Origin of the sequence: Pseudomonas sp. BF-R-30 (genome assembly GCF_019956175.1) — a bacterium.
Classification (GTDB): domain Bacteria; phylum Pseudomonadota; class Gammaproteobacteria; order Pseudomonadales; family Pseudomonadaceae; genus Aquipseudomonas; species Aquipseudomonas jessenii.
Genome location: NZ_JAHBDE010000023.1, coordinates 42,811 through 67,044 on the forward strand (window position 1 = coordinate 42,811; position 24,234 = coordinate 67,044).

Below are 24,234 nucleotides of genomic sequence, written 5' to 3' on the forward strand. Positions count from 1 at the left end.
ATAAAAAGGTCTACTCATGTCGAACTCGCAAACCTCCCCGTCCACCGCGCCGTCGGTGAATGCCGGCGCCCGGGACGCCCTGCTGCCACAACGACTGCCGACGCGTAGGCGCTGGTTCATGCTGTCGTTGCTGCTGATTGCAACCATCATCAACTACATCGACCGCGTGAACATTTCGATTGCGGCGCCGTTCCTCGCCAAGGACCTGGGCCTGGACAAGATTGAAATGGGCCTGATTTTTTCCGCGTTTGCCTGGACTTACGCCCTCGCCCTGGTGCCCGCCGGGTTTGTTGCCGATCGCTTCGGTTCCCGGTTCACTTACGGTGTATCACTGATCAGCTGGTCGACGGTCACCGTGTGCCAGGGCTTCGCCACGGGCTTCGCGTCGTTGTTCGGACTGCGCCTAGCCGTCGGCGCCATGGAAGCTCCAGCCTTTCCGGCCAACAGCCGTGCGGTGACGGTATGGTTCCCGGCCCGCGAACGGGGCCTGGCCAGCAGCATTTACGTGTGCGGCCAATATCTGGGCACGGCACTGTTCACGGGCGTGCTGTTATGGCTGGCCACGACCTATGACTGGCGCCATGTGTTTTACAGCACCGGATTACTCGGCATTGTTTTCGGAGTGATCTGGCTGTACCTGTACCGCGATCCGTTGAACTGCAAGACCGTCAGCCCGGAAGAACTGAAGTACATCGAAGCCGGGGGTGGACTGGTCAAGAGCAGCCAGGAACGCACCCGGTTCAACTGGCGGCAGATCGCCGAGCTGTTCAGCTATCGGCAGATCCGGGCGATTTGCATCGGCAAGTTCGCCAGCACCTCAGCGCTGTACTTCTTCCTGACCTGGTTCCCGACGTACCTGATCGAAGAACGCAAGTTGACCATGATCAAGGCCGGGATCTTCGCGGTGCTACCGTTCGTGGGCGCAACGGTCGGCATCTTGCTCGCCGGCATCGTCTCCGACTTGCTGATACGCCGTGGTTACTCAATGTCCTTCGCTCGCAAGTTGCCATTGGTGGTCGGATCAATGCTGGGGATGTCGATTGTGCTGGTGAATTTCACCGACTCGAACGTGATCTGCATTGCCGTGCTGACCATTGCCTTCTTCGCCCAGGGAATCGCTTCTTCGTCGTGGGCGGCAGTGTCGGAGGTCGCGCCCAAGGAATTGATAGGACTGACCGGCGGGGTCACCAGCCTGGCCGCCAACATCGGCGGGATTGTCACTCCGATTGTGATTGGTGGCATCGTCCACGCGACAGGCTCGTTTGCCTACGCCTTCTGGTTCATTGGTGGCGTGGCGCTGATGGGTACCTTGTCCTATTCGTTGCTGCTCGGTCGTTTGTATCGCATCGAACTCAAGGCGCGCTGAGCGCAGAAAAGCGTTTTTCTCCAACACGAGGTGGCATTCGTCCAACTTCGCAAAACGAAGCCGCCGTAGGCTGATGCTTCCAACAGGACAACTACAAAAATGACTATGACCGAATACGTTTTTACCCCGGATCTGCCTGCGACCTTGCCGGTTGCCGGCAGCCAGCAGCGCTTTCCCGTCGGCCGGGTATTTTGCGTCGGCCGCAACTACCCTTGGCCAGACACCCAAGGCCAGTCCCGTCAGCCGCCAGTGTTCTTCATGAAACCCGCGAGCAACGTGGTGGATGCGGCGGGTGAAGTGACTTTCCCGCCGTTGACTGAAGAGTTTGTCCACGAAATCGAATTGGTCGTGGCCATCGGTGAAGGCGGCGCCAATATTCCGGAGAGTCAGGCGCTGGCCTATGTCTGGGGCTATGCCGTCGGACTTGACCTGACTCGTCGTGATGTCCAGCGCGCGGCCAAAAGCAATGGTTTGCCGTGGGAAGGTGCCAAGGTGTTCGACGGCGCCGCACCGATGACCGCCATCGTGCCGGTGACTCACGCGGGACACCCGAACGGCGAGTTGTGGCTAAACGTCAACGGCGAAGAACGCCAGCGCGACAGCCTCGACAGCCAGATCTGGTCGGTCAGTGAAATCATCAGCCGCATCTCGCAATCGGTAGCGCTGCGGGCCGGTGACTTGATCATGACCGGCAGCCCGGCAGGCGTCGATGTGCTGCAACCAGGCGACATCATCAACGCCGGGATCGCCGGCATCGGCCAACTGGAAATGCGCGTTGGTCAGCGCGCCTTGAACCCGGCACACGCCCTCGTGAATTGAAAAAGGAGATAACAACATGTCTAACACTCTTCCTTTAAAGGTGGCCCTGGTCACCGGCGCCGGTAGCGGAATCGGCCGCGCCGTGGCCCTGGCTCTGATGGCCGACGGATTCACCCTGGTATTGGCCGGACGTCGGCCGGAGCCGTTGCAGGCCTTGGTCGAATTGGCACTCAGCGAAGGACACGAAGCGTTGGCGGTCCCCACTGATGTGCGTGACCCGGCCAGTGTCGATGCACTGTTTGCAACCATCACCGAGGTATACGGACGCCTCGACGTGGTGTTCAACAATGCCGGGGTCAACGCCCCTGCCGTGCCGCTCGATGAACTGACATTCGAGCAGTGGCGCAACGTGATCGACACCAACCTCAACGGCGTTTTCCTCTGCGCCCGTGGTGCCTTCGGACTGATGCGCCGGCAACAGCCACAGGGCGGACGCATCATCAATAACGGTTCGATCTCGGCGCATACCCCACGCCCCTTCAGCAGCGCCTACACCGCCAGTAAACACGCGGTGCTGGGACTGACCAAATCCCTGGCCCTGGACGGGCGCGAATTCAACATCGCCTGCAGCCAGATCGACATCGGCAACGCCCTGACCGAAATGTCGGTGCGCATGACTAAAGGCGTGCGCCAGGCCAACGGCACCATCGCCGTGGAGCCGATGGTGGACGTCAAGCATGTGGCCGATGCCGTGCGCTACATCACCGGTCTGCCGCTGGAGGCGAACGTCCTGAACATGACCGTCATGGCCAGCGCCATGCCGTTTGCCGGTCGCGGTTAAACCGGCCTTTTTTATTCCGTTACGCGAGGTTTTATATGAAGCCAGAAGTCTTGCAGCTCAGCCCGATCCTGATCCCTGAAATCAACGCTCGGCTCGATGAGCTGTTTACCGTCAGACGTTACTTCCAGCAGGCCGACAAGCAGGCTTATTTGCAGGAACACGGCGCGAACATTCGCGGTGTGATCACCGGCGGGCATACCGGTATCAGCCAGGCACTCATGGCGCAACTGCCCAAGCTGGAAGTGGTGGCGGTCAATGGCGTGGGCACCGATGCGGTGGATCTGGCATACGCCAGGGATCGCGGAATTCGCGTAACCGCGACCATCGGCGCGCTGACCGAAGATGTCGCGGACCTGGCCATCGGATTATTGATTGCCGTGTGCCGGAGTCTGTGCACCAGTGATCGTTATGTGCGTTCGGGCCAATGGCCCCATAGCCCGACACCGTTGGCCCCGTTGCCGTTGGCGCGCCAAGTGTCCGGCATGCGCATTGGCATCGTCGGCATGGGCCGGGTCGGTCGTGCCGTGGCGACCCGCGCCACAGCGTTCGGTTGCCCGATCAGTTACACCGATTTGCAGCCGATGAGCGATGTAAACCACACCTTCATCGCCGACCTGAAGCAGCTTGCCAGCAACAGTGATGCGCTGATTCTCGCGGCCGCTGCCGACAAGGCTGAAGCCATCATCAATGCCGAGGTGCTGCAGGCGCTGGGCAAGGACGGGTATCTGATCAACGTGGCGCGCGGCAAGCTGGTCAACGAGGTCGATCTGGTGGCGGCGCTTGCCGCTGGTGAGATCGCGGGTGCGGCGCTGGATGTGTTTGTCGATGAACCGAACGTCCCCGAGACACTGTTTGCCAACGAAAAAGTGGTGCTGCAGCCCCATCGCGCGAGCGCGACGCTGCAGACCCGCACGCGGATGGGCGAGATGGTGGTGGCGAGCCTGGTGGACAGTTTCGCCGGGAGAATGCCGCAAGGGTCTGTGACTGATTGAACGCTAGCCGCCAAGGGGACGTTGCGTCCCCTTGGCGGCTCGGTGTCAGGTAAACAGATCGACGCCCAACTGGAAGGCGACCCACAGCGCGAGGCCTGTAGCAAAGAGCAGCGCGATGTTTTCAAACAGGTTGTTGCGATATTTCTTGTCCAGCAGCGACTTCTGGTTGGACATGATCAGCAGGCCCAGGGAAATGACCGGCAAGCCAATGATGTTCAACGCGCTGACACCAATGGTCAGGGTTACGAAATCCGGCATGCCTGGCAGCGACCAGATCAACGGCGTCACCAGGATAAAAAGCATGAACCATTTGTGCATCGGATCATGATGAAACTCTTTACCGTACTTTTCGCGACGTTCAGGACGAACGTGTTGGAAGGCATCGGTAATCAGCATCGGGAACGCGGTGGTCTTGCCTGAAATACTGGCAAACAGTGTCGCGAACACGCCAATGAAGAACACATACCAACCAATCGGGCCAAAGAAAATTTCCAGCGCCTTGCCAAGGTCGCCCAAGGTCTTCACCTCGATGCCGTTGGGCCGCAGAATTTCCGCGCCGACGATCCAGATGGCCAGGTTGATGACGATCCCGACGAACACTGCAAACAGCAAATCGTTACGTTGAACACGCTTGTGCTGCGGCCCTACCCAGCCCTTTTGGCGCATGACATACGGATGCACGAAGTTGGCAATGGAGCCTGCAACCGCGCCGATAACCGATACCGCCACCAGCAGCGCGCCATGCACGCCTTCATCCGGCGGGATACTGAAGCCGATGGTGCCTTTAACGATACCGGCGACATCGGGACCTGACATTACGGCCAAGGCAATAAAGGCCAGGGTCATGATCGCCAGCAGCATCTTCATCACGCCTTCGATCATCGAATAAATATTACGACCGACCAGCATCCACACAGCGAGTACCACCGCCAATGAACACAGCAGTGGCTGGTCGATTTTGAACAGCATCGCCAGCGACTCACCCGCCCCCTTGATCATGTAGGCGTTCATCAAGTGCCCCATCAGCAGGGCGTAGACGAGCATGAACCAGGCGAAAAAGGGATTCAGCTGCGCATAGCCTTGCAGGATGGTCATGCCTTGGTTATTGCACAACTGGAAGCGAGCGATGATGTTTACGATCAGGTATCTCAAGAGCAGAGAGACCGCCAGCACCCACATCATTGCGTAACCGTAATTGGCACCGGCCACGGACGACGTGATCAGATCACCTGCGCCCAGCCAGGACAGTACGGCGATGATTCCTGGGCCCAGCAGTTTGAGTATTCGGGAAAATCGATTTTGTGCGGGCGCCGCAGCCTGGCCTTCTACGGAAGGAATGCTCGTCATAGAGGGTATCTCCATTTATTTTTTTTGTGAGAACGAGCGCAGTCGAACACATTAGATACGACGTCGTACAACTAATCTTGAGCGAGTGTGTTTATAAATGTTTCAAGCTCGCGGGTCAGCGCCGGGCTGCGTGGACGGTATCTAACCAGGCTCGGCTCGTGCAAACACTGCGCCTGAGCCACGACGTGTCATTCCAACCTAAGAAAACAGCGATTGATGTCGTTTTAGGATAATCATAGGATGACTGACCACATAAACAAAATAAAGAATCACCCGCAAGTAAACCCCTTCTCTTGGCCGCTGCCGTTTCCACCCAATTCAAATCCGTCCCCACCAAGTGATCATCTGCTCGTTTTTTCACGGCAATGTAATTTTCGAAACCTTCGGATAACGGGCTTCCACGCAGCGCATCGGGGGAAGACAGAGACCAGAATGAAGCGCCTGACACCTGCTTCAATGGCTGCGGCCAAACCAAGTCGTCTTCTAAACAGGCTCATCGCGAACAAATCGTATCAAACCGGACAAGATGTAAGACGCATCCACCCAGAACCAGTCGTTTTGCAGGGGTAAAAACGACCAAAAATAAAAAAGGGTCGCGAGATAAAATCTCGCAACCCTTTGAATTATATGGTCGGGACGGAGTGATTCGAACACTCGCCCCCTAGCACCCCATGCTGGGGGCTGTAGCAGCCTAACCTATTGTTTCTAAACGAATATAGCTACTTACAAGGGGGGGCAAAACACCCGCTTTTTTGTGCGTATACAAACGGAAACACGCGGCCTCCAGAGGAGGTTTTGCGCAAGCCGACCCAACAAAAGCGCTTCCAGGCTTATTAGGCAGAAGCGGACACCACAATCGCACCACTCATACGGCCGGGAGAGAAATGTCACCTTCTCGAATTATGGACGAGTCGGTCAACGAAGAACTCCATATGCCCTCTGGGGGTAGCCAGCAAGGGCCAAGCGTCGACCATTAAAGCGATTTCCTGAAATGCTTGGGCGCACTTGGAGCGCGGAAAGTGTTCGTAGACTGCTCGCTGCTTCTGCACTGCCCTACGCGCACATTCATCGTACGGAACCGCTCCCACATACCGCAGGGTTACGTCGAGGAAGCGATCGGTGACTTTGGCCAATTTAGCGAACAGCGCGCGACCTTCCGTCGGGCTCTGCACCATATTGACCAGCACCCGGAAACGGTCCATTCCGTAATCACGATTAAGCAGTTTGATCAGTGCGTAGGCATCGGTGATCGAGGTCGGTTCGTCGCAGACCACCAGCAAGACTTCGTGGGCCGCCCGGACGAGACTGACCACCGACGCGCCGATGCCCGCAGCTGTGTCTATCACCAGCACATCGAGACTGTCGCCGATTTCACTGAAGGCCTGGATCAGGCCTGCGTGCTGAGTCGGAGACAAATGCACCATGCTCTGGATGCCTGAAGCCGCAGGGACGATTCGTATCCCGCCCGGACCGCGCAAAAGTACATCGGATAGCTCACAGCGACCTTCGATTAAATCGGCAAGCGTGTACTGCGGGGAAAGCCCCAACAGGACATCGATATTCGCCAAGCCAAGATCGCCATCAAGCAATACGACTCGCCTTCCAAGTTTCGCCAGCGCCAATGAAAGATTCACAGCCACAGTCGTCTTGCCGACGCCGCCCTTTCCGCCGGTCACGGCGATAACTTGTACAGAACGCACACCATCCATGTTATTGATTCCCTTCCATGTGCAACGCGTGCGAGTAGTCGCTCACTATTCCTAGATACGCGATGGTAACTGAAATGTGCAGACACATGGCCACTAGCTATATCACAGGATCACCAGAAACGCTGTAACCCACGACATGGCAATCACGCGAACCAGTACTGCCACTGCTGCGATGCGCTCATCCGCCGAGTAATCGCCTATGCCGAATTCAGACCTGCTCCCTTCCCTGCTATTCAAGATCAACGAAAACCAGCTCGCCCTCGAAGCCGCCATCTTGGAGCATTCGAACTGGGTCGAGCAGCGCGGCCGATGTCGCCGACAACGTGCGCGGCGCCCTGGAAGCCATCGACAAAAATGAAGAGCTCATCAAGATGACACTCGCGCTGATGATGGCGCCGGAGTGACTGCTTTCGGCTGTGGATTCAACCGGTCGATGCAACACAAATAAATTCTGTGTAAGCAGAAGGAGTGTTGCAGATGAAGCAGAGACCTCGGTTCCCGACTGGGAGCGCGGCGCCTACAAAGTTGCCATTATCATTTGTCGTCCATCTTTGTTGACGATTGTGGCCGGCGCTCAGTGCTCTCTTCGGCGTTGGGCGCTTCTGGAAAACTCCCTGGCGTGAACACATGGGTCTGCAAGTCGCTGGCATCGACTTCGGCGACACCATGAACCGAACGGGCCAGACCAATGGCCTGCTCACACTGTCTATGAGTGTTGACGCGGCCGCTTAACCCCACTATGCCCGCATGGGTTTTGACATTGATATGCAGGCTAAGGGTCGGATCGGAAAATGCCAGGGCCGACTTCACCTTGGCGGTAATCCATGCATCGTGAACGGCCATTTCCAGACCATGAGAATAATGCTGGAAGGAGTGAATTTTCATGGCTGAACCCTCTCTCGCGTAATCAGATATACTGTCCATCCCATTTGCTGTGCTGCCCTCTGCCTGTCAGGTGAACGCTATGGATACCTGATTCGTTTTGGAGCGCTCGCCACACAAACATTGACAGACATTAATTATAGTACGGCCGTTGCCTGCGGTCAGAGCGCTGTCCCCGTGGACGTCCGCCTTGGTCGCTCTGTGCCAGGCGCAACACCTACAGAGCACTCCAAACGGTCCTTATTGCGATCAGCGCTGATCAACCCATTGCTGCCAATCTCGACCGACAGAAAACGGTCGGTTCTGTTGAAAAAGTCGGTTCGCCCAAACAGCCTGGTCACTTACTGGCTCACACAAAGGGTAATCGCCTCCTCGTATCATTCTGAGTGTCCGCAATGGGTTGTGGATTCAACCGGTCGATGCAACACAACTAAATTCTGTGTAAGCAGAAGGAGTGTTGCAGATGAAGCAGAGACCTCGGATCTATTACACCGAAAGCCAGAAAAAGCTGATGTGGGATCACGGGCAAAAAGGCGACGAATGACTCTAATTGCGCCCCCCAAATAAGACAGATAGAAATTTTTCGTACTAGGCTTCACGAGCGCGTTGAACGGTAAGAGGGATTCGATCCAATCGTTACACCGTTCCCTTGAACCGTCCAGGCTAAAAGTTGGGGGGATTACTGACGCAGTTCCTTGTTGTATTGCTCTCGATGTTTGAGCGGCCGCAACAAGGATCGGAACTTGAGAAAGGAAATCCACATGAATAGGCTCTCGCACCGCACTAGATTGTACCTAGCATGTTCCCTCCTGATGGCAATTAACCTTACCCAGGCAGCGCAGACAGAAAAACCAAACATCCTTTTTATCGTATCCGACGATACCGGCTACGGTGACCTGGGCCCCTATGGCGGCGGTGTGGGTCGCGGCATGCCGACGCCGAGCATCGACGAACTGGCGGCGCAAGGCACAACCTTCTTCTCGTTCTATGCCCAACCCAGTTGCACGCCGGGTCGGGCGGCCATGCAAACCGGGCGCATTCCCAACCGAAGCGGCATGACCACCGTGGCCTTCCAGGGCCAGGGCGGTGGCTTGCCGGCAGCGGAATGGACCTTGGCCTCCGTGCTGAAAACCGGTGGCTACGACACCTACTTCACCGGCAAGTGGCACCTGGGCGAAGCCGATTATGCAATGCCCAACGCCCAGGGTTACGACGTCATGAAATACGTCGGTCTTTATCATCTCAACGCCTACACCTACGCAGATCCCGAATGGTTCCCGGACATGGACCCGGAGACTCGCGCCATGTTCGTCAAGGTTACCAAGGGCGCATTGTCCGGCAAGGCCGGTGAAAAACCGGTCGAGGAGTTCAAGATCAATGGCGAGTATGTTGATACGCCGGTCATTGATGGAAAACCCGGCGTGGTTGGGATTCCCTACTTTGACGGTTATGTCGAGAAAGCCGCAATGGAGTTCCTCGACACCGCCGCCAAATCTGACAAGCCGTTCTTCATCAACGTCAACTTCATGAAGGTGCACCAGCCGAACTTGCCAGCACCAGAGTTCGTGCACAAATCGATCTCCAAATCCAAGTACGCCGACTCGGTGGTGGAACTCGACACCCGCATTGGCCGCATCATGGACAAGTTGAAAGCGCTGGGAATGGATAAAAACACCCTGGTGGTTTACACCACCGATAACGGCGCCTGGCAGGACGTTTATCCAGACGCCGGCTACACGCCCTTCCGCGGCACCAAAGGCACGGTACGTGAAGGTGGCAACCGGGTGCCGGCGATCATGGTTTGGCCGGGCAAAATCAAACCCGCGGTGAAAAACCACGACATCATCGGTGGACTGGACCTGATGGCGACGTTTGCCGCGGTGGCCGGCATCAAACTGCCAGAGAAAGACCGCGAAGGTCAGCCGATCATGTTCGACAGTTACGACATGTCCCCGGTGTTGCTTGGCACCGGCCCATCCCCACGCAAGGAATGGTTCTACTTCACGGAGAACGAACTGTCCCCTGGTGCTGCCCGTGTCGGCAACTTCAAGGCCGTGTTCAACCTGCGCGGCGATAACGGCGCCCAGACCGGTGGCTTGGCGGTCGATTCCAACCTGGGCTGGAAAGGTGAGAGTAAGTACGTGGCGACCGTGCCGCAGGTCTTCGACCTGTTGCAGGATCCGCAGGAACGCTACGACATTTTCATGAGCAACTTCACCGAACGCACCTGGTCGATGGTTCCCATCAGCATCGCGATCAACAACCTGATGAAAACCTACGCCAAGTACCCTCCACGCAAAATGCAAAGCATGACCTACGACGGCCCGGTGGAAATTTCCAAGTACCAGAAATTCCAGTCGGTGCGCGAAGACCTGCAGAAGGAAGGTGTGAACATTCCAATACCTAACTAGCGGTTGGGCGGCAGCCTCATTTGCGGCTGCCGCTTCCCCACTTCTCATAGACAGAAAACTCACTCTGACAATTGGCACCTTGCGAGCGTCCGTTAAGGGTCGATCTCGGTCCTTCGTGACAGGCAGCAATCGGCCGACACTGTGTAAAAACGTTTTCGGCCAGTAATAGCGGGCTGAGTCGTGTCAAATAACGCGTTCCCACGCCAATTTCAGGTCTTCCGACTGACCGCAACACCGGCTGATTTCACGTAGCAACGCAGAATTCAAAATGGCACCTGCGTTTTTACACAGCCAGGGCCAGAAACAGCCGCTCGAAAGCCGCTTGCGAACATCAAGTCGGAGCTTCGGACGATATGTTTGTGCTTTGATCATGAGCCAATACATAACCTTGCGCTGTCAGTGTGGCAGTCAGGTACCGTAATGCTCGACGGAAGACCGGATGACAGTCGGCAAACGGCAAATCATCGAGCGGAGCCCAAAAAAAGCTGAAGGTGTGACCATGGTCATCGAGCGTGCGATGAGTCCATTGCTCCGGCAAAAGTGCCTGCGTGTAACACAGTTGAAATGACCATATCTGGTCGAGATGCGCGGCGTCCCAGCAGCCCATATCGCTGACAACCGAGGCAGCTTCTATGCCTGATTCTTCGCTTAATTCACGCAGAGCGGTCTGAGCCGGAGTTTCACCTGTCTCGATTGTCCCTTTGACCAGTTGTACGCCTGCTATTGGATGGCGGAACAGAAGGATGTGTGTGCCAGGAATACTGGAGAGGATGACCGGGCAAGCCTTGTTCGGTGACATGACGATTTCCTTATCGGCAATGAAGCACACATCTTACGGCCTTATCCGTTACGCGAGCGGCCAGATATTCAGATGTCCGCTTGGGGTCGATCCAAGTCATAAAGCCGCCAATCATCCGCCCCGTGAAAGGCTTCATCGGAAACCTTTTCTGATAGCGCTGAAGGGCGCACGTGTCAGTAAGACACGTGCACGGGCTTTCCCTTGTGGTTCTAACATGACGTCCGGACGACCAGCGTCATATTTGTCGAAGATCAGCGCCATGGGCCGGCAGTGCCCAGGGCAGGATGCATTCCTGGAATTCACAAGTTCGGTATGTGCTGCGGGCAAGATGAGGGCTTAGTTAACCATCACCTCGTCCAGTGCCTGCTCGAGGGTGCTGACTGTGCGCTCGATATTGTGCAGCTTTTCGAGTCCGAACAGACCGATGCGGAAGGTTTGGAAGTCGGCCGGCTCGTCGCATTGCAGCGGCACTCCGGCGGCGATCTGCAGGCCGTGGTCGGCAAATTTCTTGCCGCTCTTGATGTCGGCATCATCGGTGTAGCTCACCACTACGCCAGGGGCCTGAAAGCCGGCTGCGGCCACGCTTTTGATGCCTTTGCCGGTCAACATTGCGCGCACCCGATCGCCCAGAGCCTGTTGTTCGCCGCGGATCTTGTCGAAACCGTAGGCTTGCGTCTCTTTCATCACTTCGTTGAATCGCGCGAGAGAATCGCTGGGCATTGTCGCATGGTAGGCATGTCCGCCCTGTTCGTAGGCCTGCATGATCTGAAGCCACTTTTTCAGGTCGCAGGCGAAGCTGCTGCTATGCGTCTGTTCGATGCGCTCGAGGGCCAAAGAACTGAGCATCACCAGGGCGCAGCAAGGGGAGGCGCTCCAGCCTTTCTGCGGTGCGCTTATCAGCAGGTCGACTGCGCATTTGTGCATATCAACCCAAAGCGTGCCTGAGGCAATGCAGTCCAGCACGAACAGGCCACCCACCGCATGCACGGCGTCGCCGATGGCCCGCAAGTAGTCGTCGGGCAGGATAATCCCTGATGAGGTTTCAACATGGGGGGCGAAGACAATCTGCGGCTTCTGCGCCTGAATGGCTGCCAGCACTTCGTCCAGAGGGGGTGGGGCGTAGGCAGCCTGACGACCAGTCTCGACCGGTCGGGCTTTCAGCACCGTGGTAGCCGCCGGGATGTTCCCCATCTCAAGGATCTGGCTCCAGCGATAACTGAACCAGCCGTTGCGTATCACCAGGCATTGCTGGCCGGTGGCAAACTGTCGCGCCACCGCTTCCATGCCGAATGTGCCGCTGCCCGGGACCACCGCTACAGCCTGAGCGTTGTAGACCTGTTTCAGGGTGCTGGAAATGTTCTTCATCACGCCTTGAAATGACTGCGACATATGGTTGAGCGAGCGGTCGGTGTAGACCACCGAGTACTCGACCAGCCCCTCAGGATCGATACTGGGATATAGCTTGGACATGGGTGACTCCTTTGGCAGAGATGTCAGTGGTATCGACCCTGCCCTAAGCTTTGGTAAATGACAAGATTGCTCGGGATTGAATTGCGACTTCTGTCGAGCGGCTGGCATCATCAGGTCGATTACTGGACGTAACAATGCTCGCAGGTGGCTGCTGAGTTGTAGGTGGGTGGGCTTTAAAGGTTCCTACTTCCTTACATTCGGTCGATAACGACCAGTTACGAGGGGCAGCAGCCGACCCAAAACGGACAATCTATTAGCAAATGTGTGAATGCGATCAAGCAGATGGTCGGCTATGAAGGTGTGTTGATAGAGTAGTCGTTATGCTTTGGGGCGGCCTATGGAGTCGATGTTTAATGTAAAACAAGAATGGCTAGGTGTATCTCATGAGTGAATATGGGTGGGCGCTCATTACAGCGTTTGTGTTGGTCGTAGGCATGTTCAGGATTGTCACTCGACGCACAGGTAAGCAATTAACTGCTGTGCAATCGATACTGCCAATTCCAATTTCGTTTTTTCTGGCAGCAGTTTTCGTTTCGATATGGCGTGCTGTTTGATCACGACTGGTGGATTGCAGCCCTTCACGATAGGCAGTGCTGGCCTAATTCCGTGCAGAATTACACCGCGATTCTAAAGGGGTAAGGCAAAGTACGCAGAGCCAATGAAACCGGGCACTTCCTTACTTCGGAAATGCCCGGTTTACGCCCTAATTACACGGTCAGTGGTACAAAAACTGGTACAAGATTGATTCCCTCCTACGGCGTCCTGCTGACCGCCCCCTTCATCCATCCCTCACGATTGACAACTGCTAGGCTGCGCCCCCTCCCTCAGTTCAGATTGAGACTCGCGCCGCTCGTTTTCGCAGATCGATTACAACTGCGATACCAGCCAACAAAATTGCAAGGGTGTATGCAAGAAGGCCTAAGTTCACCCCCAGAATCATTTTCTCTGAGCCATCTGTGAGGATCATCGATCCACCGTAAGACTCTCGAAGCCAGTAAGCCATCAAGAACCCGCCAGTAATAAACAATGTAAGAAGACTGGAGAGGCGGAGGTTACCCTTGAGCCACACAAGCCAAAGGCTAAATGCACCAATTGCAGTATTGGTGAACAACTGCCAGACCTCATGTAGCCGAGCGTGGGGCTCCCAAGCCTGGTTAAAAACATGGGTATCATTGAGCTCTAACACCGGTACAACGACGGCGTAGAAGACAATCCCAATAGTCACGAGTAGCTTCGGTATCATTTGAAACCTCCCTGTTATTGTTAGAGCGGGCTGGCCAGTCATCCAACGTGGATGAATGCACAGTAACGTGAACTGCCCTTCCGTAGTAGCCTCCTGCCTTCACGCAACGGATACCCCCAGTCCTTGCCTGCAAACCCAAGGACTGGGATTGCGCCAATTTCGGCGCGGTTATGACCTTGAGGTCAATGTGTCAGAAGCAGGTAACCAAGCAATGCAAGACCCGTTCAAAATGGGTGTTTTAACGTCGCTTCTACGTCGCAGCGTTCCGTGCAAGTATTGGGCTTTGGGGAAACTCGCCCCCCTACCCCGCCTCATCCGCTTCCTGTTCGTCAGGCCAGCATTTTGCCTCGGGCTTCCTTCAGATTCGCAGTCACCCGCGACACCCTTCCCTCTGGCTAACACTTCCCCTTGCCGGGTGTGTAGAGGACTTTCACCTCCAAGTCACCAGCGTGACCACCACAGCCGAGCTGGTTGCGCTTGCGCGCAACGCACCCTGCCTGGCGCACGCATAAAAAACCCCGGCGGCTGCCAGGGCTTGATTCAAAGCATATAGACCCGTGCGGATGGGCGGGCCCTTTGGGTTACTTGCGTTTAGATTTTGCTGTGTCAGTCCTCTTGATCTATCTGATCAAGAAAATCAACGTCATCATCCTCTTCGTCAAAAATTGCTTGAGCGTCTTCTTCGACCCATGACTCGTCATCATGGAATTCATGATCGAGCAGATGGTCGTGCTCAGGCTCGGGAATATCTCGTTCTTCGCTCATGACTTACCGAAACAAAAATTGAAAGAACGGATTGTATATGCAGATCTTTTCCCTCAGTCAACGATCACGAAACAACGACGCGCTCACCCTTGAGCAGGCAGCAGACGCAAAAGCAGCGCCTTGGTCCCGCCAGTTGGTTTGCCGTTATTTGATGCCCGCCCGCTCGAACGCCAGTGGTTCAAGAGCCTTCATTCTGTACCAGGGTCAGCGGTGAGAAGTTGCGATCAAGCTGCAGCTCGGAGAACCGTTCGATGCTCAGGTCACCTTCGCGGAAAAGCTTGGCGCGAACCCGATCAAGCAAATCACCGCCACAACGGCCTTTACGATTTCCATTGCCGGCTTATCCGCTTCGTCCTGAGCCGCCTTTCTTCGCTCGTATGCCATCTTCCCAGCCATAACCCTACGCGGATTTTTGAGTTCGTCAGGTTTGCTTGAACGCCTCATTACTGCTCCTTCGGCCGGCCCCAGTGCAGGTTATCCGTAAAACACCATCCGAAATCAAATTGCCACCATGCTGCATCCGGTCACGGAGGGCGGCGCCTACCCGAGGCAACAGCTATGCCAATCGCAGCAGATACCGCCGAGTTCCTTGAAGAACTGAACGGCGGTGCATTCGCCAATGCTGACACTCGGCACCTTCGATCCAAAATGAAAAACAGGTAACCCGTCCGATACAGCGGGTTACCCCTTCAACCGGATGGCTCACCTATATTTGTTGCATCCGGCCGCGGAGGACTACTCCATCTTGATTGATGGTCGGTCGGCGCAACTCTGGATCGTTTTCATTGAGGCACCGAAACTGCAACTCGGCATTGGCATAGCGATCGTAACCAGAATCCCTGGACGCATCTTTTACCGGCATCAGCTGCTTGCCTTTGCTCTCACAGAAAGCATTGGCCTCTTGATATAGCTCAGCCTTTACAGCTCCTCCGCCAAAGGTCGTGAAGCTCCCATCCTTCGCGATCATGTAGGTGTCTCGCCCCATCGGCACAACACCTGGTCCTGAACAACCGGTTATGAACAGGGCAATCGTTGAAACCAGTAACAGGCGCATTTGCGCGCTCCATGCGTGAGTGATGGCGAATCATATGGCTATCACCTTGCCACTTCACCATTTTTCATACTGCCGCATCCGGTCACAGAGGACGGCGCCTGACTGGAGATAGCCATGAGGACATTTGCCGTATTCGGAATGAATGAGTACTTCGCCCGCGAAGAGGCGAAACGCAAGGTTCGGGACTTCAAGATCGAGAAAGGCAAGCGGATCGAACTGTCCATGAGCCAGTGGCTCCAGGCTGTCGAAGATCGCGTAGTCAAGATCATGGATGACAAGCGAGTCGCCCAGCTCCGCAGCATGTTCGATGCCCCCAGTACGCCGCCGATAACACCGAGCGTATTCGCAAGCCGGGACGGTGCCGAGACGTAGTCATCAGAGCGAAGGTCAAGCTGCCGCAGAACGATGCAAAACGGAAGTCGGCGACCAGGCTTTCGTGGATGGACTACTCACTCGAATCGACAGCGGCAGCCTGATCCGCCCTCACCTATTGCACTGAACGCATCGGCAGACGGGCAGTTGTCACGATTTAAAATCTTGGTAGGTCGCTGATCATTCTGCCTGGATTAGCACGTTCTTCGGTTACGGTCACCTCGCCACTTTGCAAGTGACATTCCAGAAGCTTTCCACCTGACACCGTCCCGATGCCCGCTTCGAATGTCATCTCAACAACGTCGCCATCGCGAATAGCCGAAATGATGTCTTCCATCGAAGCTATGTGTGGTTTTTCAAGAAATCTTCCTCTGCTGACGCTGGGGTCAATCTTTGCCCACATGAAGAGCTCTATTTCAGCGGCATCGTTGATTCGAACGGCTGAAACCACATAATGCGCCATAGACTCACCTTGAAGAATCTACCTTCTCGATCTGTTCAAACCTCAGCATAACTCCTCACCTATTGAGCTACGAGCTCAGCCATTGCCTCGGTCGTACCAGTTGTTAGCCAACTCTACGGGGATCGTTACCGTCTTCGCCTTATTGAGTTTTTGACAAGCTGCAGAAGCTTTTTCTATCTCATTACCAAAGTAAGCCAACCAATCGCCGCTCGCCTGTTGATCTAGCTGGCACAGGTAGGTTCCCACCTCGCCCTCAGTCAAGCCTGAAACCTCTGCAATCAACTTATTGCTTGGTTTTTTGACCATTTTTCCTCCTTGATCCAGCGATATGCCGGGTCATCAACCAATAGCCCACTTCAACGAATCATGCCAGCCGGCGAGGCGGCGTCCACCTGGAAAACAATCATGACCATCACCGCGCCGGTCATACGCTCCCACGGAGCGAAACCATCTCAGAGCAGAAATCGCGAAGCATTTCTTCCAGCATCAGGTGACATTTCAAGATGAGTGTTATGTCATCCATCTGCGACGAAAAGTGCTTTTCCAATCGATTGTCGTGTTTCCTGCTGGACCCTACATTGACCATACAGCCCCCTATCAGACGGCATTTCTTCAATGGGTTTTGCGCAGGCACAAAAAAGCCGATCTAGCTGATCGGCTTAAGTGTCTGATTTTACTCAGGAATAATGGTCGGGACGGAGTGATTCGAACACTCGACCCCTAGCACCCCATCTACTTTTTCATACTTCTTGAAAGCTTCCAAAATTTTACTCTGGATTTTTCTAAGCTAGTATTTACTTGAGCTCCAGCGGTGTTCGGCTCTACGAGAGTCCAGGAACGTCCACCAAGAGCCGACGTTTTTGTGGGAGTAAAAGTAGGGGGAACCCATTTTATGGCCAAAATCACCATCAAGGAACTCGAGTCGCTGACCGCCAACGATGCTGGGCGAATCCTCCGGGAGGACGGCAATCTGGCCGGTCGAATCTCAGTGCGTAAGGACGGCGTGTCGGTCAGCTTTTTCTATCGCTATCGGTGGGGCGACCAGAACAAAGAGTACGCCTGCGGGTCCTGGCCACGCAAATCCCTGGCGGACATCCGCAAGGCCCGCAACCAGGCCCGAGCGCTCATCGATGAGCAGATCAATCCCAACGAACACAAGAAAACCGTCAAGGCACAGGCATACGCCGCGGCTAACGTAGAGGCCGAACAAGTAAAAGCGGCGAAGGTGCAAACGCTGACCGTCCAGGATCTGGCCAAGGCGTGGCTGTTGGATGGCGTGGCGCGGAAAGACGGCAACGCCGAACTGCGGCGCCGTTTTAACAAGGACCTTTTGCCAGCCCTCGGCAAGACCGCGGTGAACAATGTGTCCGAGCACGATATTCGGGCGCTGATCCGCACCGTGGTCAACCGCGGCGCTTACCGACAAGCCATCAGTTTTTTCGCCGACCTCACCCAGATGTTTAGTTGGGCCAGAAAGCGTCAGCCCTGGCGGGCCTTATTGATCGAGGGCGATCCGACTGAACTGGTCGACATCTCCCCCCTGATCCCTGCCGACTACGAAGCGGAACGAAGCCGCATCCTTTCGCCGGCGGAGCTGTTGGAACTGCACAACCGCTTCCAGCAAATGACCGCCGATTACAGCGCCCTCCCCGCCGGGCAAAAGTACGAAGGCATTCGGCCATTGAAAAAAGAAACCCAACTCGCGCTCTGGATCAGCCTGGGCACCCTGTGTCGGATTGGCGAGTTGCTGCAGGCCGAATGGAAAAATGTCGATCTGGACCAGCAGACCTGGTTCCTCCCCAGTGAAAACGTCAAAGGCACCCGCGGCAAGAAACAGGACCACCATGTTTTCCTCTCCCCCTTCGCCCTGCATTTCTTTCAGGAACTCAAAACCCTGACGGGCGACTCTCAGTGGTGCTTTCCGAACAAGCAGGATGATGGGCATGTGGACGTGAAAGTGGTGAGCAAACAGGTCGGCGATCGCCAGGCCCGATTCAAAAGCCGCAAGGCTCTCTCCAGACGGCGTCACGACGATACGCTGGTGCTTGCCGACGGCCAAAACGGCGACTGGACACCGCATGACCTACGCCGTACGGGCGCAACCATGATGCAGGCCTTGGGGGTCAGCCTGGACGTCATCGATCGCTGCCAAAACCATGTGCTGGCCGGCTCCCGGGTAAGACGGCACTACCTGCATCACGATTATGCCGAAGAGAAGAAGCGTGCCTGGGACCTGTTGGGCGATCGACTCAGCGCCATGTTGTCCTCCACCTACGAGCATCCGTCAGCAGAATCGATGATGTCTTTTCCTGCGTATACCGCGACTGGCTCTTTACCGCCTTCTTAAATCGGTGCCTTTAGTGTTGAGTCCTCATAGTTGCGCAAACATCGCCGAGCACGTTCTTCAGCTTGATTTCGGCTTCATGACCGGCAGAAATCGGCTGAAGCGGTCAGTCGCTCAAAACACTTAAAAACCACTGATTGCTAAAGTAATCAGGATCCGAAAATAGCTCACTCGGTCGAAGGGACGGATGCTTTGCTGCCCAAGCGGATTAGTTCATTGGAGAAACACAGGCCGACGATGATCAGTGCCGCTCCCGCGTACAGGCTTTCGCGCGGTACTTCATTGAGCGCCACAAACGCCAGCAGCGCGGCGAACAGTGGCTCGGTCAGCTCCAGCGCTTGCACTTGGGATGGCTTGAGATACTCGATGGCCTTGGTGGTGCAGAAGAAGCCCAGGATTGTCGGCAGCGTGGCCAACGCCAGCAGCGCGGCGATCGCCAGCGGCGACAGCTCGCCCATCGCGAAACCATCGGCCGCAGCCGGCATCAGCAGGTACAGGCTGCCAAAGAACAACAATTGTCGGGTGAAGTGCAGTCCCCCCGACACACCCATACGCTTCATGGCAACCGAAAAGGCCCCATAGCCGCAGCCGGCCATGGAGGCGAGCGCAGCACCTTGCAGGGTAAAGCCCTGCTGCAGGTCGCCGCCGAAGATCACCGAGATCCCAGCGATAGCCAGTGCGGCGCCAACGGTAGCGTTCGCGGTGATGGCATCCTTGAGGAAAATGCGCCCCAGAATGATCGAGGAAATTGAGGCACTGGCCATCAGCACCACCACCACACCTGCCGCAGCGTAGTGTCGATAGGCGGACGTTTCGAAATGGAACAGCACAAAGATGCCAAGGAATGCGCAGATAGCCGCCTGAGTCCATTTGGTCGACGCCGCCGGGCGCTTGAGGAAAAACAGTAAGATCGAGAGAAGCACGCAACCAAGTACGGTCTTGATGACAGCGACACTGCTAGCGGTGAAACCATTACTCATGAGTACTTTGCTGAGTACACCGATCGTTGCGTTCAGTGCCGCAGCGGAGAGTGCAAATATGACGCCTTTGCTGAAAGTAGATTGCATTGATGACGATCCCTGTCGCTGTATTGTCGTTCGATAGAATGCCGCCCTACATCGACGGCGCAAAGTTTGAGGATACGAAGATCCCACCAACCCCAGTATTTATTGGGGCATAAGCTGGATCGCCCAGTAGGATGCTGTCGGCCTTCTTGAAGTTCCCGTACGAAATGGCGGAAAAAAGTTGGTGGATCAGGTGGACGTTCACTCCCAAGCATCGCTGTGAAGTAGTGCTCAAGCGGATGGCTGAGGCGATTGAGTGTTAGTTAAACATACCCCCCAAGCTAGAGGCGATTATGCACCCTGTTCTCCCAGCATAGGATCAACATGACTCGACAAGGGCCGATTTCAAGCACGATGGTTGCACTTCTAAGTTGATGAATCCGCATTACTTACCTTAGGAAAGTCCATTTAATCGGGGCTAACGACTTTGTCGCCCCCAAGGGAGAAGTCAGAGGGCCTGGCCCTTGGCTATGCAATTTGAGTTGACGAACATTGCAGTGTGCTGCAAAGACTGACGTATATCCGGTTTGGATATTCCATGCATATTGGCAAATTGCTCGACCGCCGCTGTATCAAAACGAGTGGTCTGGATAAAGTCCAAGGCTTCGGGTTTTGTATTCAAAAACCGCGCGACGGGAGGAATACTCAGTAGCAACTTCAACAATCGGAGTGAAATGTAATGCTTGGGAGACTTTAAGCCCAAAGGTTGTGCCACCTGTACCAGGAGTTCTCGCAAGTTCGGTGTTTGGTCATCAAGCGCCAGCAGTTCCTGGCCCACCATGGCAGGATCAAAAGCACAAACCGCCACCAGCTCAACCAGGTAATCCACGGTGACCAGTGGCAGCCAGTGCTCGGCGGTACCGGGCACTGCAGTCAGCTTTCTCTGCACAAGGTTTCGTATCAGCTCCACCAGCGGCTGACCGTCAAGGATATGCCCAGTGCGGCTGTGGCCACAAACCGTCGCGGGGTGGACAACGGTAATCTCCCCGCCCTTGGCGGACATGACCTCCAGGGTCGCAAAATGCGCCTCCAGCTTGCTCCCCTCGTAACCACCGACATGTCGGTAGACGGCAGGCCAATTCGTCAGCTCCGGATAACGAGGATCAATTCCGATACGTTGCAGATGTTCATGATTTTTCAGCATGTAGCCGCCGATCATCACTAACCGGCTTTTTTGCTCAGCCGCCAACAGCGCCACGCGCTTTGCCCCTTCCACATTCACCGCACGAGAATGCTCCACTGAAAGCCCCCATGCGAAGTGGGCGCCTAGGTGGAATATGATTCTTGCGTGCCTTAGCACTTCTCGGTCAGCAAGACTCAGCCCGAGGTTGTCCCGTTCCAGATCGCCAGCTACGGCAAATACCCGGGTTGCGCACCCTCCCAAATTGTCGACTTGCTCCCGCAGTGCAGCTAGTCGCTCTGGGCGACGCATCAACACCCGAATGGTGTGACCTTTTGCACTCAGGTACGCCACCAAATGTTGACCGATGAAGCCGGTACCCCCCGTGACAAAGCACTCCACGCTCATTTCCCTGCTCCTTGTTTAAGGTGAGAAATCAAGCGTAAACTATCGACCCAACTCTATAGTCAAGCGGTGCTTTCATGAAAATCGGCGAACTCGAGGCCCGCAGCGGCGCCAGCCGCCATACGCTGCGTTACTACGAGCAAATCGGCCTGATCTCACCGCTGCGGCAAACTAACAAATATCGCGTTTACACAGCGCAAACTCTGCAGGATCTGGACTTTATCCAGCGCGCGCAAAGCATGGGGTTTTCCCTGGGGGAAATAGGCGAGATTCTGGATGCGCAGCGGAACAAGCTGATCGATTGTGCTGACGGCGCTAAGCTAATTGAAAAGAAGATGGCAGAAATCAAACAGAAAATCGCCAACTTCCAAAGCATTTATCGGTATCTGGATGAAGAGCGTGCAAACCTCGAAGCCAGTGCTGCCAAGCAACTTGAGCTTCAGCAGCTGAACAACTCTTCCAACTGAACTGTCAGCATCTGGGAAACGGAAGCTGCTGCTTGCTTCCAGTTTCAAGCCCATCGCTTACGCATTTTCTAAAACCTTGTGGCCAGGCCCTGGACAGTAAGCGTCCGCCCAAAAGACCTTGCGTGGTTAAACGGGCGCCCATCTATGCGGCAGCAACTCGATAATCTCGCTCGGCTGCTGCATCGGCATGAATTGCTCCGGATTTGCTAGACACATGATGTCTACTATGGGTCGAAATCGGCCCTTCACAACAGGTAGCAATCGGCCAAATGCAGATAGTCGAAAGTGCCTGGGTATCGCTTTAGCTATGCCCCCCATATGAACTGTACCGTCATACTCTTCCACTGATAGGGAGCCTGGAAAAGTTTCGATGGGGAGCCTCAAGCGTCAGAAAGGACGGCGATGAAGCGTTGGTGCCTGGCAGTGTCTGGAATAGCTGCCGGCAACTCAGCAGCGTTATTTGAATTGCCGCTTATACTGACCGAGCAGCCTGGGTTTGCCATCCCCATCCATGTCGAATTCTCCTCGAACAGTGTCGCGTTCGGAGTGACATCTTCGGGCAAGACAAAGACTTACAGGAAGACAAGAAGCGCGATGTGTCATCAGGTCGTTAACAGCGCACCCCTTCATATCGCCTGATTAATGGTTAGTTGATCGACTCACTATCCGATTCAAGGAATGGAGAAGCAGGTTCATGAAAAACCCACTACCGAGAGCCGTTGGCTGTGCGATGTTGTTGCTCGCCTCATTTACATCCACCTTCACCCACGCAACGGACATCACACCCGCCGAAACGAAAGCCATCGCCGAGGAAGGCTACATCTACGGTCTGCCCATCGTGATGAACTATGCGACCATGTACGACTATGCCGTGGACAAGAACTCCGGCCAGTACAAGGCGCCGTTCAACCACATTCACAACATGCACAATGTCTTTAGCTACAAGGACACGGCCATCGTCTCGCCGAACAGCGACACGCCGTATTCCTTGATGTTTATGGACCTGCGTAGCGAGCCGATCGTGCTATCAGTGCCGACGGTGGAGAAACCGCGGTACTACTCGGTGCAGCTCATCGATAACAACACCAACAACTTCGGTTACATCGGCAGTCGCACCACCGGCAGTGAAGCCGGCAATTACCTGCTGGTCGGCCCCGATTGGAAGGGTATGACCCCGCCGGGCATCAAGAAGGTGTTTCGTTCCCAAACACAACTCCTCTTCGTGATCTTTCGCACCCAGCTCTACAATCCGGCGGACATGCCAAACGTCGAAAAGATCCAGTCCGGTTATGCGACCCAGCCGCTATCGGCTTTTCTCAAGCAACCTGCGCCGCCTGCCGCGCCGGCGATCGACTTTCCGAAGTTCGACAAGGACCTCGTAAAGACCGACTTCTTCAAGTATCTGGGCTTTGCATTGCAGTTTGCCCCGGCCACACCGGAAGAAGTGGCGATCCGCGCGAAGCTGGCCCGTATGGGCATTGGCGCCGACAAGGACTTCAACTTCCAGGATCTCTCCGCCGAGCAAAAGACCGCCGTGGTTGAGGGCATGCAGGCTGGACATACGAAGGTCCTGGATGCGGTCAATCATCTCGGCACGCAGATCAATGGCTGGAACATCGTGAGTTCCGGCGGTGATGCCGCGTTCTACGATGGTGATTGGCTAAAACGTGCCGCCATCGCACAAGCGGGCATCTATGCCAACGACGCCGAAGAGGCTACGTATCCGATGGCCAAGATCCTGTCCGATGGGACGCCGCTTGACGGCAGCAAGCACAATTACACCATCACCTTTCCCGCTGGACAGCTCCCGCCGGTCAACGCCTTCTGGTCGGTGACGATGTACGACGGCAAGTCGCAACTGCTCATCAAGAATCCGGTCAATCGCTACCTCATCAACTCGCCGATGCTACCCGACATGAAGAAGAATGCAGACGGCTCGTTGACGCTCTACGTCCAGAAGGATTCACCCGGCACGGACAAGGAAAGCAACTGGCTGCCCGCACCGAATGATCTGATCTACATGGTGATGCGTCTGTATTGGCCGAAGACGGAAAACCCTTCCGTCCTGCCTCCTGGCAAAGGAACGTGGAGTCCGCCCGCGATCCTTAAAATCAATTGAACACCTGACGACCAGTGCAGCGGACGGCGCTCTACCGGGGGCGTTAGGGTTTCGCAGAGGCCTTGACCGTCCGCTGCGGGTCGCTTTCTGCCTCTCGCGATGGGCAGAAGTCGGTCCAGAGTGTGTAAAAACGCATTAGGGCCTTGTCGGCGCGAAGAGCCGACGGCTGTTCGCTGAGTGAGTCCGCTTAAGGCACCATAGTTGATCAATATCGCATCGGTGCCCTTCAGCAAGGTTCTACA

At 55.5% G+C, this 24,234-nt stretch carries 22 protein-coding genes and 2 pseudogenes; 10 read left to right on the top strand and 14 right to left on the bottom strand.

Translation table 11 applies throughout. The features are described from left to right. Window positions 1-16: 16 nt before the first annotated feature. From KGB20_RS14490 to KGB20_RS14505, 4 genes are all read left to right on the top strand, one after another. The gene (locus KGB20_RS14490; protein WP_223532633.1) at window positions 17-1,366 is read left to right on the top strand and encodes an MFS transporter; all 1,350 of its coding nucleotides are present in this window, start codon (window positions 17-19) and stop codon (window positions 1,364-1,366) included. A gap of 99 nt (window positions 1,367-1,465) precedes the next feature. Then, complete coding sequence (locus tag KGB20_RS14495) at window positions 1,466-2,185, top strand: fumarylacetoacetate hydrolase family protein (protein ID WP_154910279.1); 720 nt, start codon at window positions 1,466-1,468, stop codon at window positions 2,183-2,185. Between the two features lie 16 nt (window positions 2,186-2,201). Next, window positions 2,202-2,966 carry an SDR family oxidoreductase gene (locus KGB20_RS14500; protein ID WP_150812738.1) on the top strand — a complete coding sequence of 255 codons (765 nt, stop codon included), beginning with the start codon at window positions 2,202-2,204 and terminating at the stop codon, window positions 2,964-2,966. 35 nt (window positions 2,967-3,001) lie between these two features. Then, complete coding sequence (locus KGB20_RS14505) at window positions 3,002-3,958, top strand: 2-hydroxyacid dehydrogenase (RefSeq protein ID WP_154910278.1); 957 nt, start codon at window positions 3,002-3,004, stop codon at window positions 3,956-3,958. 45 nt (window positions 3,959-4,003) lie between these two features. Here the strand turns inward: KGB20_RS14505 and KGB20_RS14510 are convergent, their stop codons facing one another. Continuing rightward, window positions 4,004-5,305, bottom strand: a complete 1,302-nt coding sequence (locus KGB20_RS14510) for an Nramp family divalent metal transporter (RefSeq protein WP_150812736.1) — start codon at window positions 5,303-5,305, stop codon at window positions 4,004-4,006. A gap of 887 nt (window positions 5,306-6,192) precedes the next feature. Beyond that, window positions 6,193-7,014 carry a MinD/ParA family protein gene (locus tag KGB20_RS14515; protein WP_150812735.1) on the bottom strand — a complete coding sequence of 274 codons (822 nt, stop codon included), beginning with the start codon at window positions 7,012-7,014 and terminating at the stop codon, window positions 6,193-6,195. A 199-nt stretch (window positions 7,015-7,213) separates the two neighbouring features. Here KGB20_RS14515 and KGB20_RS14520 point away from each other — a divergent pair. Further along, window positions 7,214-7,418 (top strand): annotated as a pseudogene (locus KGB20_RS14520) (hypothetical protein). 130 nt (window positions 7,419-7,548) lie between these two features. Here the strand turns inward: KGB20_RS14520 and KGB20_RS14525 are convergent. Further along, window positions 7,549-7,899, bottom strand: a complete 351-nt coding sequence (locus KGB20_RS14525; protein ID WP_150812540.1) for a BON domain-containing protein — start codon at window positions 7,897-7,899, stop codon at window positions 7,549-7,551. Between the two features lie 758 nt (window positions 7,900-8,657). Between KGB20_RS14525 and KGB20_RS14530 the strand changes: the two genes are divergently transcribed. Next, complete coding sequence (locus KGB20_RS14530; RefSeq protein ID WP_150812539.1) at window positions 8,658-10,307, top strand: arylsulfatase; 1,650 nt, start codon at window positions 8,658-8,660, stop codon at window positions 10,305-10,307. Between the two features lie 331 nt (window positions 10,308-10,638). On the opposite strand, the gene KGB20_RS14535 is transcribed toward KGB20_RS14530, so the two are convergent. From KGB20_RS14535 to KGB20_RS14565, 7 genes and pseudogenes are all read right to left on the bottom strand, one after another. Next, window positions 10,639-11,106, bottom strand: a complete 468-nt coding sequence (locus KGB20_RS14535) for an NUDIX hydrolase (protein ID WP_150812537.1) — start codon at window positions 11,104-11,106, stop codon at window positions 10,639-10,641. Between the two features lie 336 nt (window positions 11,107-11,442). Continuing rightward, window positions 11,443-12,576: an aminotransferase class V-fold PLP-dependent enzyme gene (locus KGB20_RS14540; RefSeq protein WP_150812536.1), complete on the bottom strand. Its 1,134-nt coding sequence runs from the start codon at window positions 12,574-12,576 to the stop codon at window positions 11,443-11,445. Window positions 12,577-13,405: 829 nt separating this feature from the next. Continuing rightward, a complete protein-coding gene (locus KGB20_RS14545) occupies window positions 13,406-13,819 on the bottom strand; it encodes a hypothetical protein (RefSeq protein WP_150812535.1) in 414 nt (137 codons plus the stop codon). A 606-nt stretch (window positions 13,820-14,425) separates the two neighbouring features. Further along, entirely contained in the window at window positions 14,426-14,584 is a 159-nt protein-coding gene (locus tag KGB20_RS14550) for a hypothetical protein (protein ID WP_174245509.1), read from the bottom strand. Window positions 14,585-14,728: 144 nt separating this feature from the next. Next, a pseudogene (locus tag KGB20_RS14555) lies at window positions 14,729-14,873 on the bottom strand (phage head morphogenesis protein); the annotation flags it as partial. Beyond that, a complete protein-coding gene (locus KGB20_RS14560) occupies window positions 14,840-15,028 on the bottom strand; it encodes a hypothetical protein (protein ID WP_191628325.1) in 189 nt (62 codons plus the stop codon). The gene KGB20_RS14560 and the pseudogene KGB20_RS14555, both read right to left, overlap by 34 nt. 262 nt (window positions 15,029-15,290) lie before the next feature. Beyond that, on the bottom strand, window positions 15,291-15,638 hold the full coding sequence (locus KGB20_RS14565) for a hypothetical protein (protein ID WP_154860570.1): 348 nt from the start codon (window positions 15,636-15,638) through the stop codon (window positions 15,291-15,293). A gap of 114 nt (window positions 15,639-15,752) precedes the next feature. On the opposite strand from KGB20_RS14565, the gene KGB20_RS14570 reads away from it, so the two are divergent. Then, complete coding sequence (locus KGB20_RS14570) at window positions 15,753-16,010, top strand: hypothetical protein (protein WP_154910277.1); 258 nt, start codon at window positions 15,753-15,755, stop codon at window positions 16,008-16,010. Window positions 16,011-16,167: 157 nt separating this feature from the next. On the opposite strand, the gene KGB20_RS14575 is transcribed toward KGB20_RS14570, so the two are convergent. Further along, entirely contained in the window at window positions 16,168-16,473 is a 306-nt protein-coding gene (locus KGB20_RS14575) for a hypothetical protein (protein ID WP_154910276.1), read from the bottom strand. Window positions 16,474-16,548: 75 nt separating this feature from the next. Continuing rightward, complete coding sequence (locus tag KGB20_RS14580) at window positions 16,549-16,779, bottom strand: hypothetical protein (RefSeq protein WP_154910275.1); 231 nt, start codon at window positions 16,777-16,779, stop codon at window positions 16,549-16,551. A gap of 586 nt (window positions 16,780-17,365) precedes the next feature. Here KGB20_RS14580 and KGB20_RS14585 point away from each other — a divergent pair. Then, complete coding sequence (locus tag KGB20_RS14585) at window positions 17,366-18,820, top strand: tyrosine-type recombinase/integrase (protein ID WP_090454557.1); 1,455 nt, start codon at window positions 17,366-17,368, stop codon at window positions 18,818-18,820. Window positions 18,821-18,984: 164 nt separating this feature from the next. Here the strand turns inward: KGB20_RS14585 and KGB20_RS14590 are convergent, their stop codons facing one another. Beyond that, entirely contained in the window at window positions 18,985-19,884 is a 900-nt protein-coding gene (locus KGB20_RS14590) for a DMT family transporter (RefSeq protein WP_008023518.1), read from the bottom strand. 445 nt (window positions 19,885-20,329) lie between these two features. After that, the gene (locus KGB20_RS14595; RefSeq protein WP_090454553.1) at window positions 20,330-21,409 is read right to left on the bottom strand and encodes an SDR family oxidoreductase; all 1,080 of its coding nucleotides are present in this window, start codon (window positions 21,407-21,409) and stop codon (window positions 20,330-20,332) included. A gap of 74 nt (window positions 21,410-21,483) precedes the next feature. On the opposite strand from KGB20_RS14595, the gene KGB20_RS14600 reads away from it, so the two are divergent. Both KGB20_RS14600 and KGB20_RS14605 read left to right on the top strand, forming a co-directional pair. After that, window positions 21,484-21,873 carry a MerR family transcriptional regulator gene (locus tag KGB20_RS14600; protein WP_090454552.1) on the top strand — a complete coding sequence of 130 codons (390 nt, stop codon included), beginning with the start codon at window positions 21,484-21,486 and terminating at the stop codon, window positions 21,871-21,873. A 694-nt stretch (window positions 21,874-22,567) separates the two neighbouring features. After that, the gene (locus tag KGB20_RS14605; RefSeq protein ID WP_090454550.1) at window positions 22,568-23,992 is read left to right on the top strand and encodes a DUF1254 domain-containing protein; all 1,425 of its coding nucleotides are present in this window, start codon (window positions 22,568-22,570) and stop codon (window positions 23,990-23,992) included. Window positions 23,993-24,234: the final 242 nt, after the last annotated feature.

What these genes read in the sequence shown, in the direction of transcription:
- KGB20_RS14490 (WP_223532633.1), top strand. Translation starts at nt 17, where the DNA reads ATGTCGAACTCGCAAACCTCCCCGTCCACCGCGCCGTCGGTGAATGCC.
- KGB20_RS14495 (WP_154910279.1), top strand. Translation starts at nt 1,466, where the DNA reads ATGACTATGACCGAATACGTTTTTACCCCGGATCTGCCTGCGACCTTG.
- KGB20_RS14500 (WP_150812738.1), top strand. Translation starts at nt 2,202, where the DNA reads ATGTCTAACACTCTTCCTTTAAAGGTGGCCCTGGTCACCGGCGCCGGT.
- KGB20_RS14505 (WP_154910278.1), top strand. Translation starts at nt 3,002, where the DNA reads ATGAAGCCAGAAGTCTTGCAGCTCAGCCCGATCCTGATCCCTGAAATC.
- KGB20_RS14510 (WP_150812736.1), bottom strand. Translation starts at nt 5,305, where the DNA reads ATGACGAGCATTCCTTCCGTAGAAGGCCAGGCTGCGGCGCCCGCACAA.
- KGB20_RS14515 (WP_150812735.1), bottom strand. Translation starts at nt 7,014, where the DNA reads ATGGATGGTGTGCGTTCTGTACAAGTTATCGCCGTGACCGGCGGAAAG.
- KGB20_RS14525 (WP_150812540.1), bottom strand. Translation starts at nt 7,899, where the DNA reads ATGAAAATTCACTCCTTCCAGCATTATTCTCATGGTCTGGAAATGGCC.
- KGB20_RS14530 (WP_150812539.1), top strand. Translation starts at nt 8,658, where the DNA reads ATGAATAGGCTCTCGCACCGCACTAGATTGTACCTAGCATGTTCCCTC.
- KGB20_RS14535 (WP_150812537.1), bottom strand. Translation starts at nt 11,106, where the DNA reads ATGTCACCGAACAAGGCTTGCCCGGTCATCCTCTCCAGTATTCCTGGC.
- KGB20_RS14540 (WP_150812536.1), bottom strand. Translation starts at nt 12,576, where the DNA reads ATGTCCAAGCTATATCCCAGTATCGATCCTGAGGGGCTGGTCGAGTAC.
- KGB20_RS14545 (WP_150812535.1), bottom strand. Translation starts at nt 13,819, where the DNA reads ATGATACCGAAGCTACTCGTGACTATTGGGATTGTCTTCTACGCCGTC.
- KGB20_RS14550 (WP_174245509.1), bottom strand. Translation starts at nt 14,584, where the DNA reads ATGAGCGAAGAACGAGATATTCCCGAGCCTGAGCACGACCATCTGCTC.
- KGB20_RS14560 (WP_191628325.1), bottom strand. Translation starts at nt 15,028, where the DNA reads ATGAGGCGTTCAAGCAAACCTGACGAACTCAAAAATCCGCGTAGGGTT.
- KGB20_RS14565 (WP_154860570.1), bottom strand. Translation starts at nt 15,638, where the DNA reads ATGCGCCTGTTACTGGTTTCAACGATTGCCCTGTTCATAACCGGTTGT.
- KGB20_RS14570 (WP_154910277.1), top strand. Translation starts at nt 15,753, where the DNA reads ATGAGGACATTTGCCGTATTCGGAATGAATGAGTACTTCGCCCGCGAA.
- KGB20_RS14575 (WP_154910276.1), bottom strand. Translation starts at nt 16,473, where the DNA reads ATGGCGCATTATGTGGTTTCAGCCGTTCGAATCAACGATGCCGCTGAA.
- KGB20_RS14580 (WP_154910275.1), bottom strand. Translation starts at nt 16,779, where the DNA reads ATGGTCAAAAAACCAAGCAATAAGTTGATTGCAGAGGTTTCAGGCTTG.
- KGB20_RS14585 (WP_090454557.1), top strand. Translation starts at nt 17,366, where the DNA reads ATGGCCAAAATCACCATCAAGGAACTCGAGTCGCTGACCGCCAACGAT.
- KGB20_RS14590 (WP_008023518.1), bottom strand. Translation starts at nt 19,884, where the DNA reads ATGCAATCTACTTTCAGCAAAGGCGTCATATTTGCACTCTCCGCTGCG.
- KGB20_RS14595 (WP_090454553.1), bottom strand. Translation starts at nt 21,409, where the DNA reads ATGAGCGTGGAGTGCTTTGTCACGGGGGGTACCGGCTTCATCGGTCAA.
- KGB20_RS14600 (WP_090454552.1), top strand. Translation starts at nt 21,484, where the DNA reads ATGAAAATCGGCGAACTCGAGGCCCGCAGCGGCGCCAGCCGCCATACG.
- KGB20_RS14605 (WP_090454550.1), top strand. Translation starts at nt 22,568, where the DNA reads ATGAAAAACCCACTACCGAGAGCCGTTGGCTGTGCGATGTTGTTGCTC.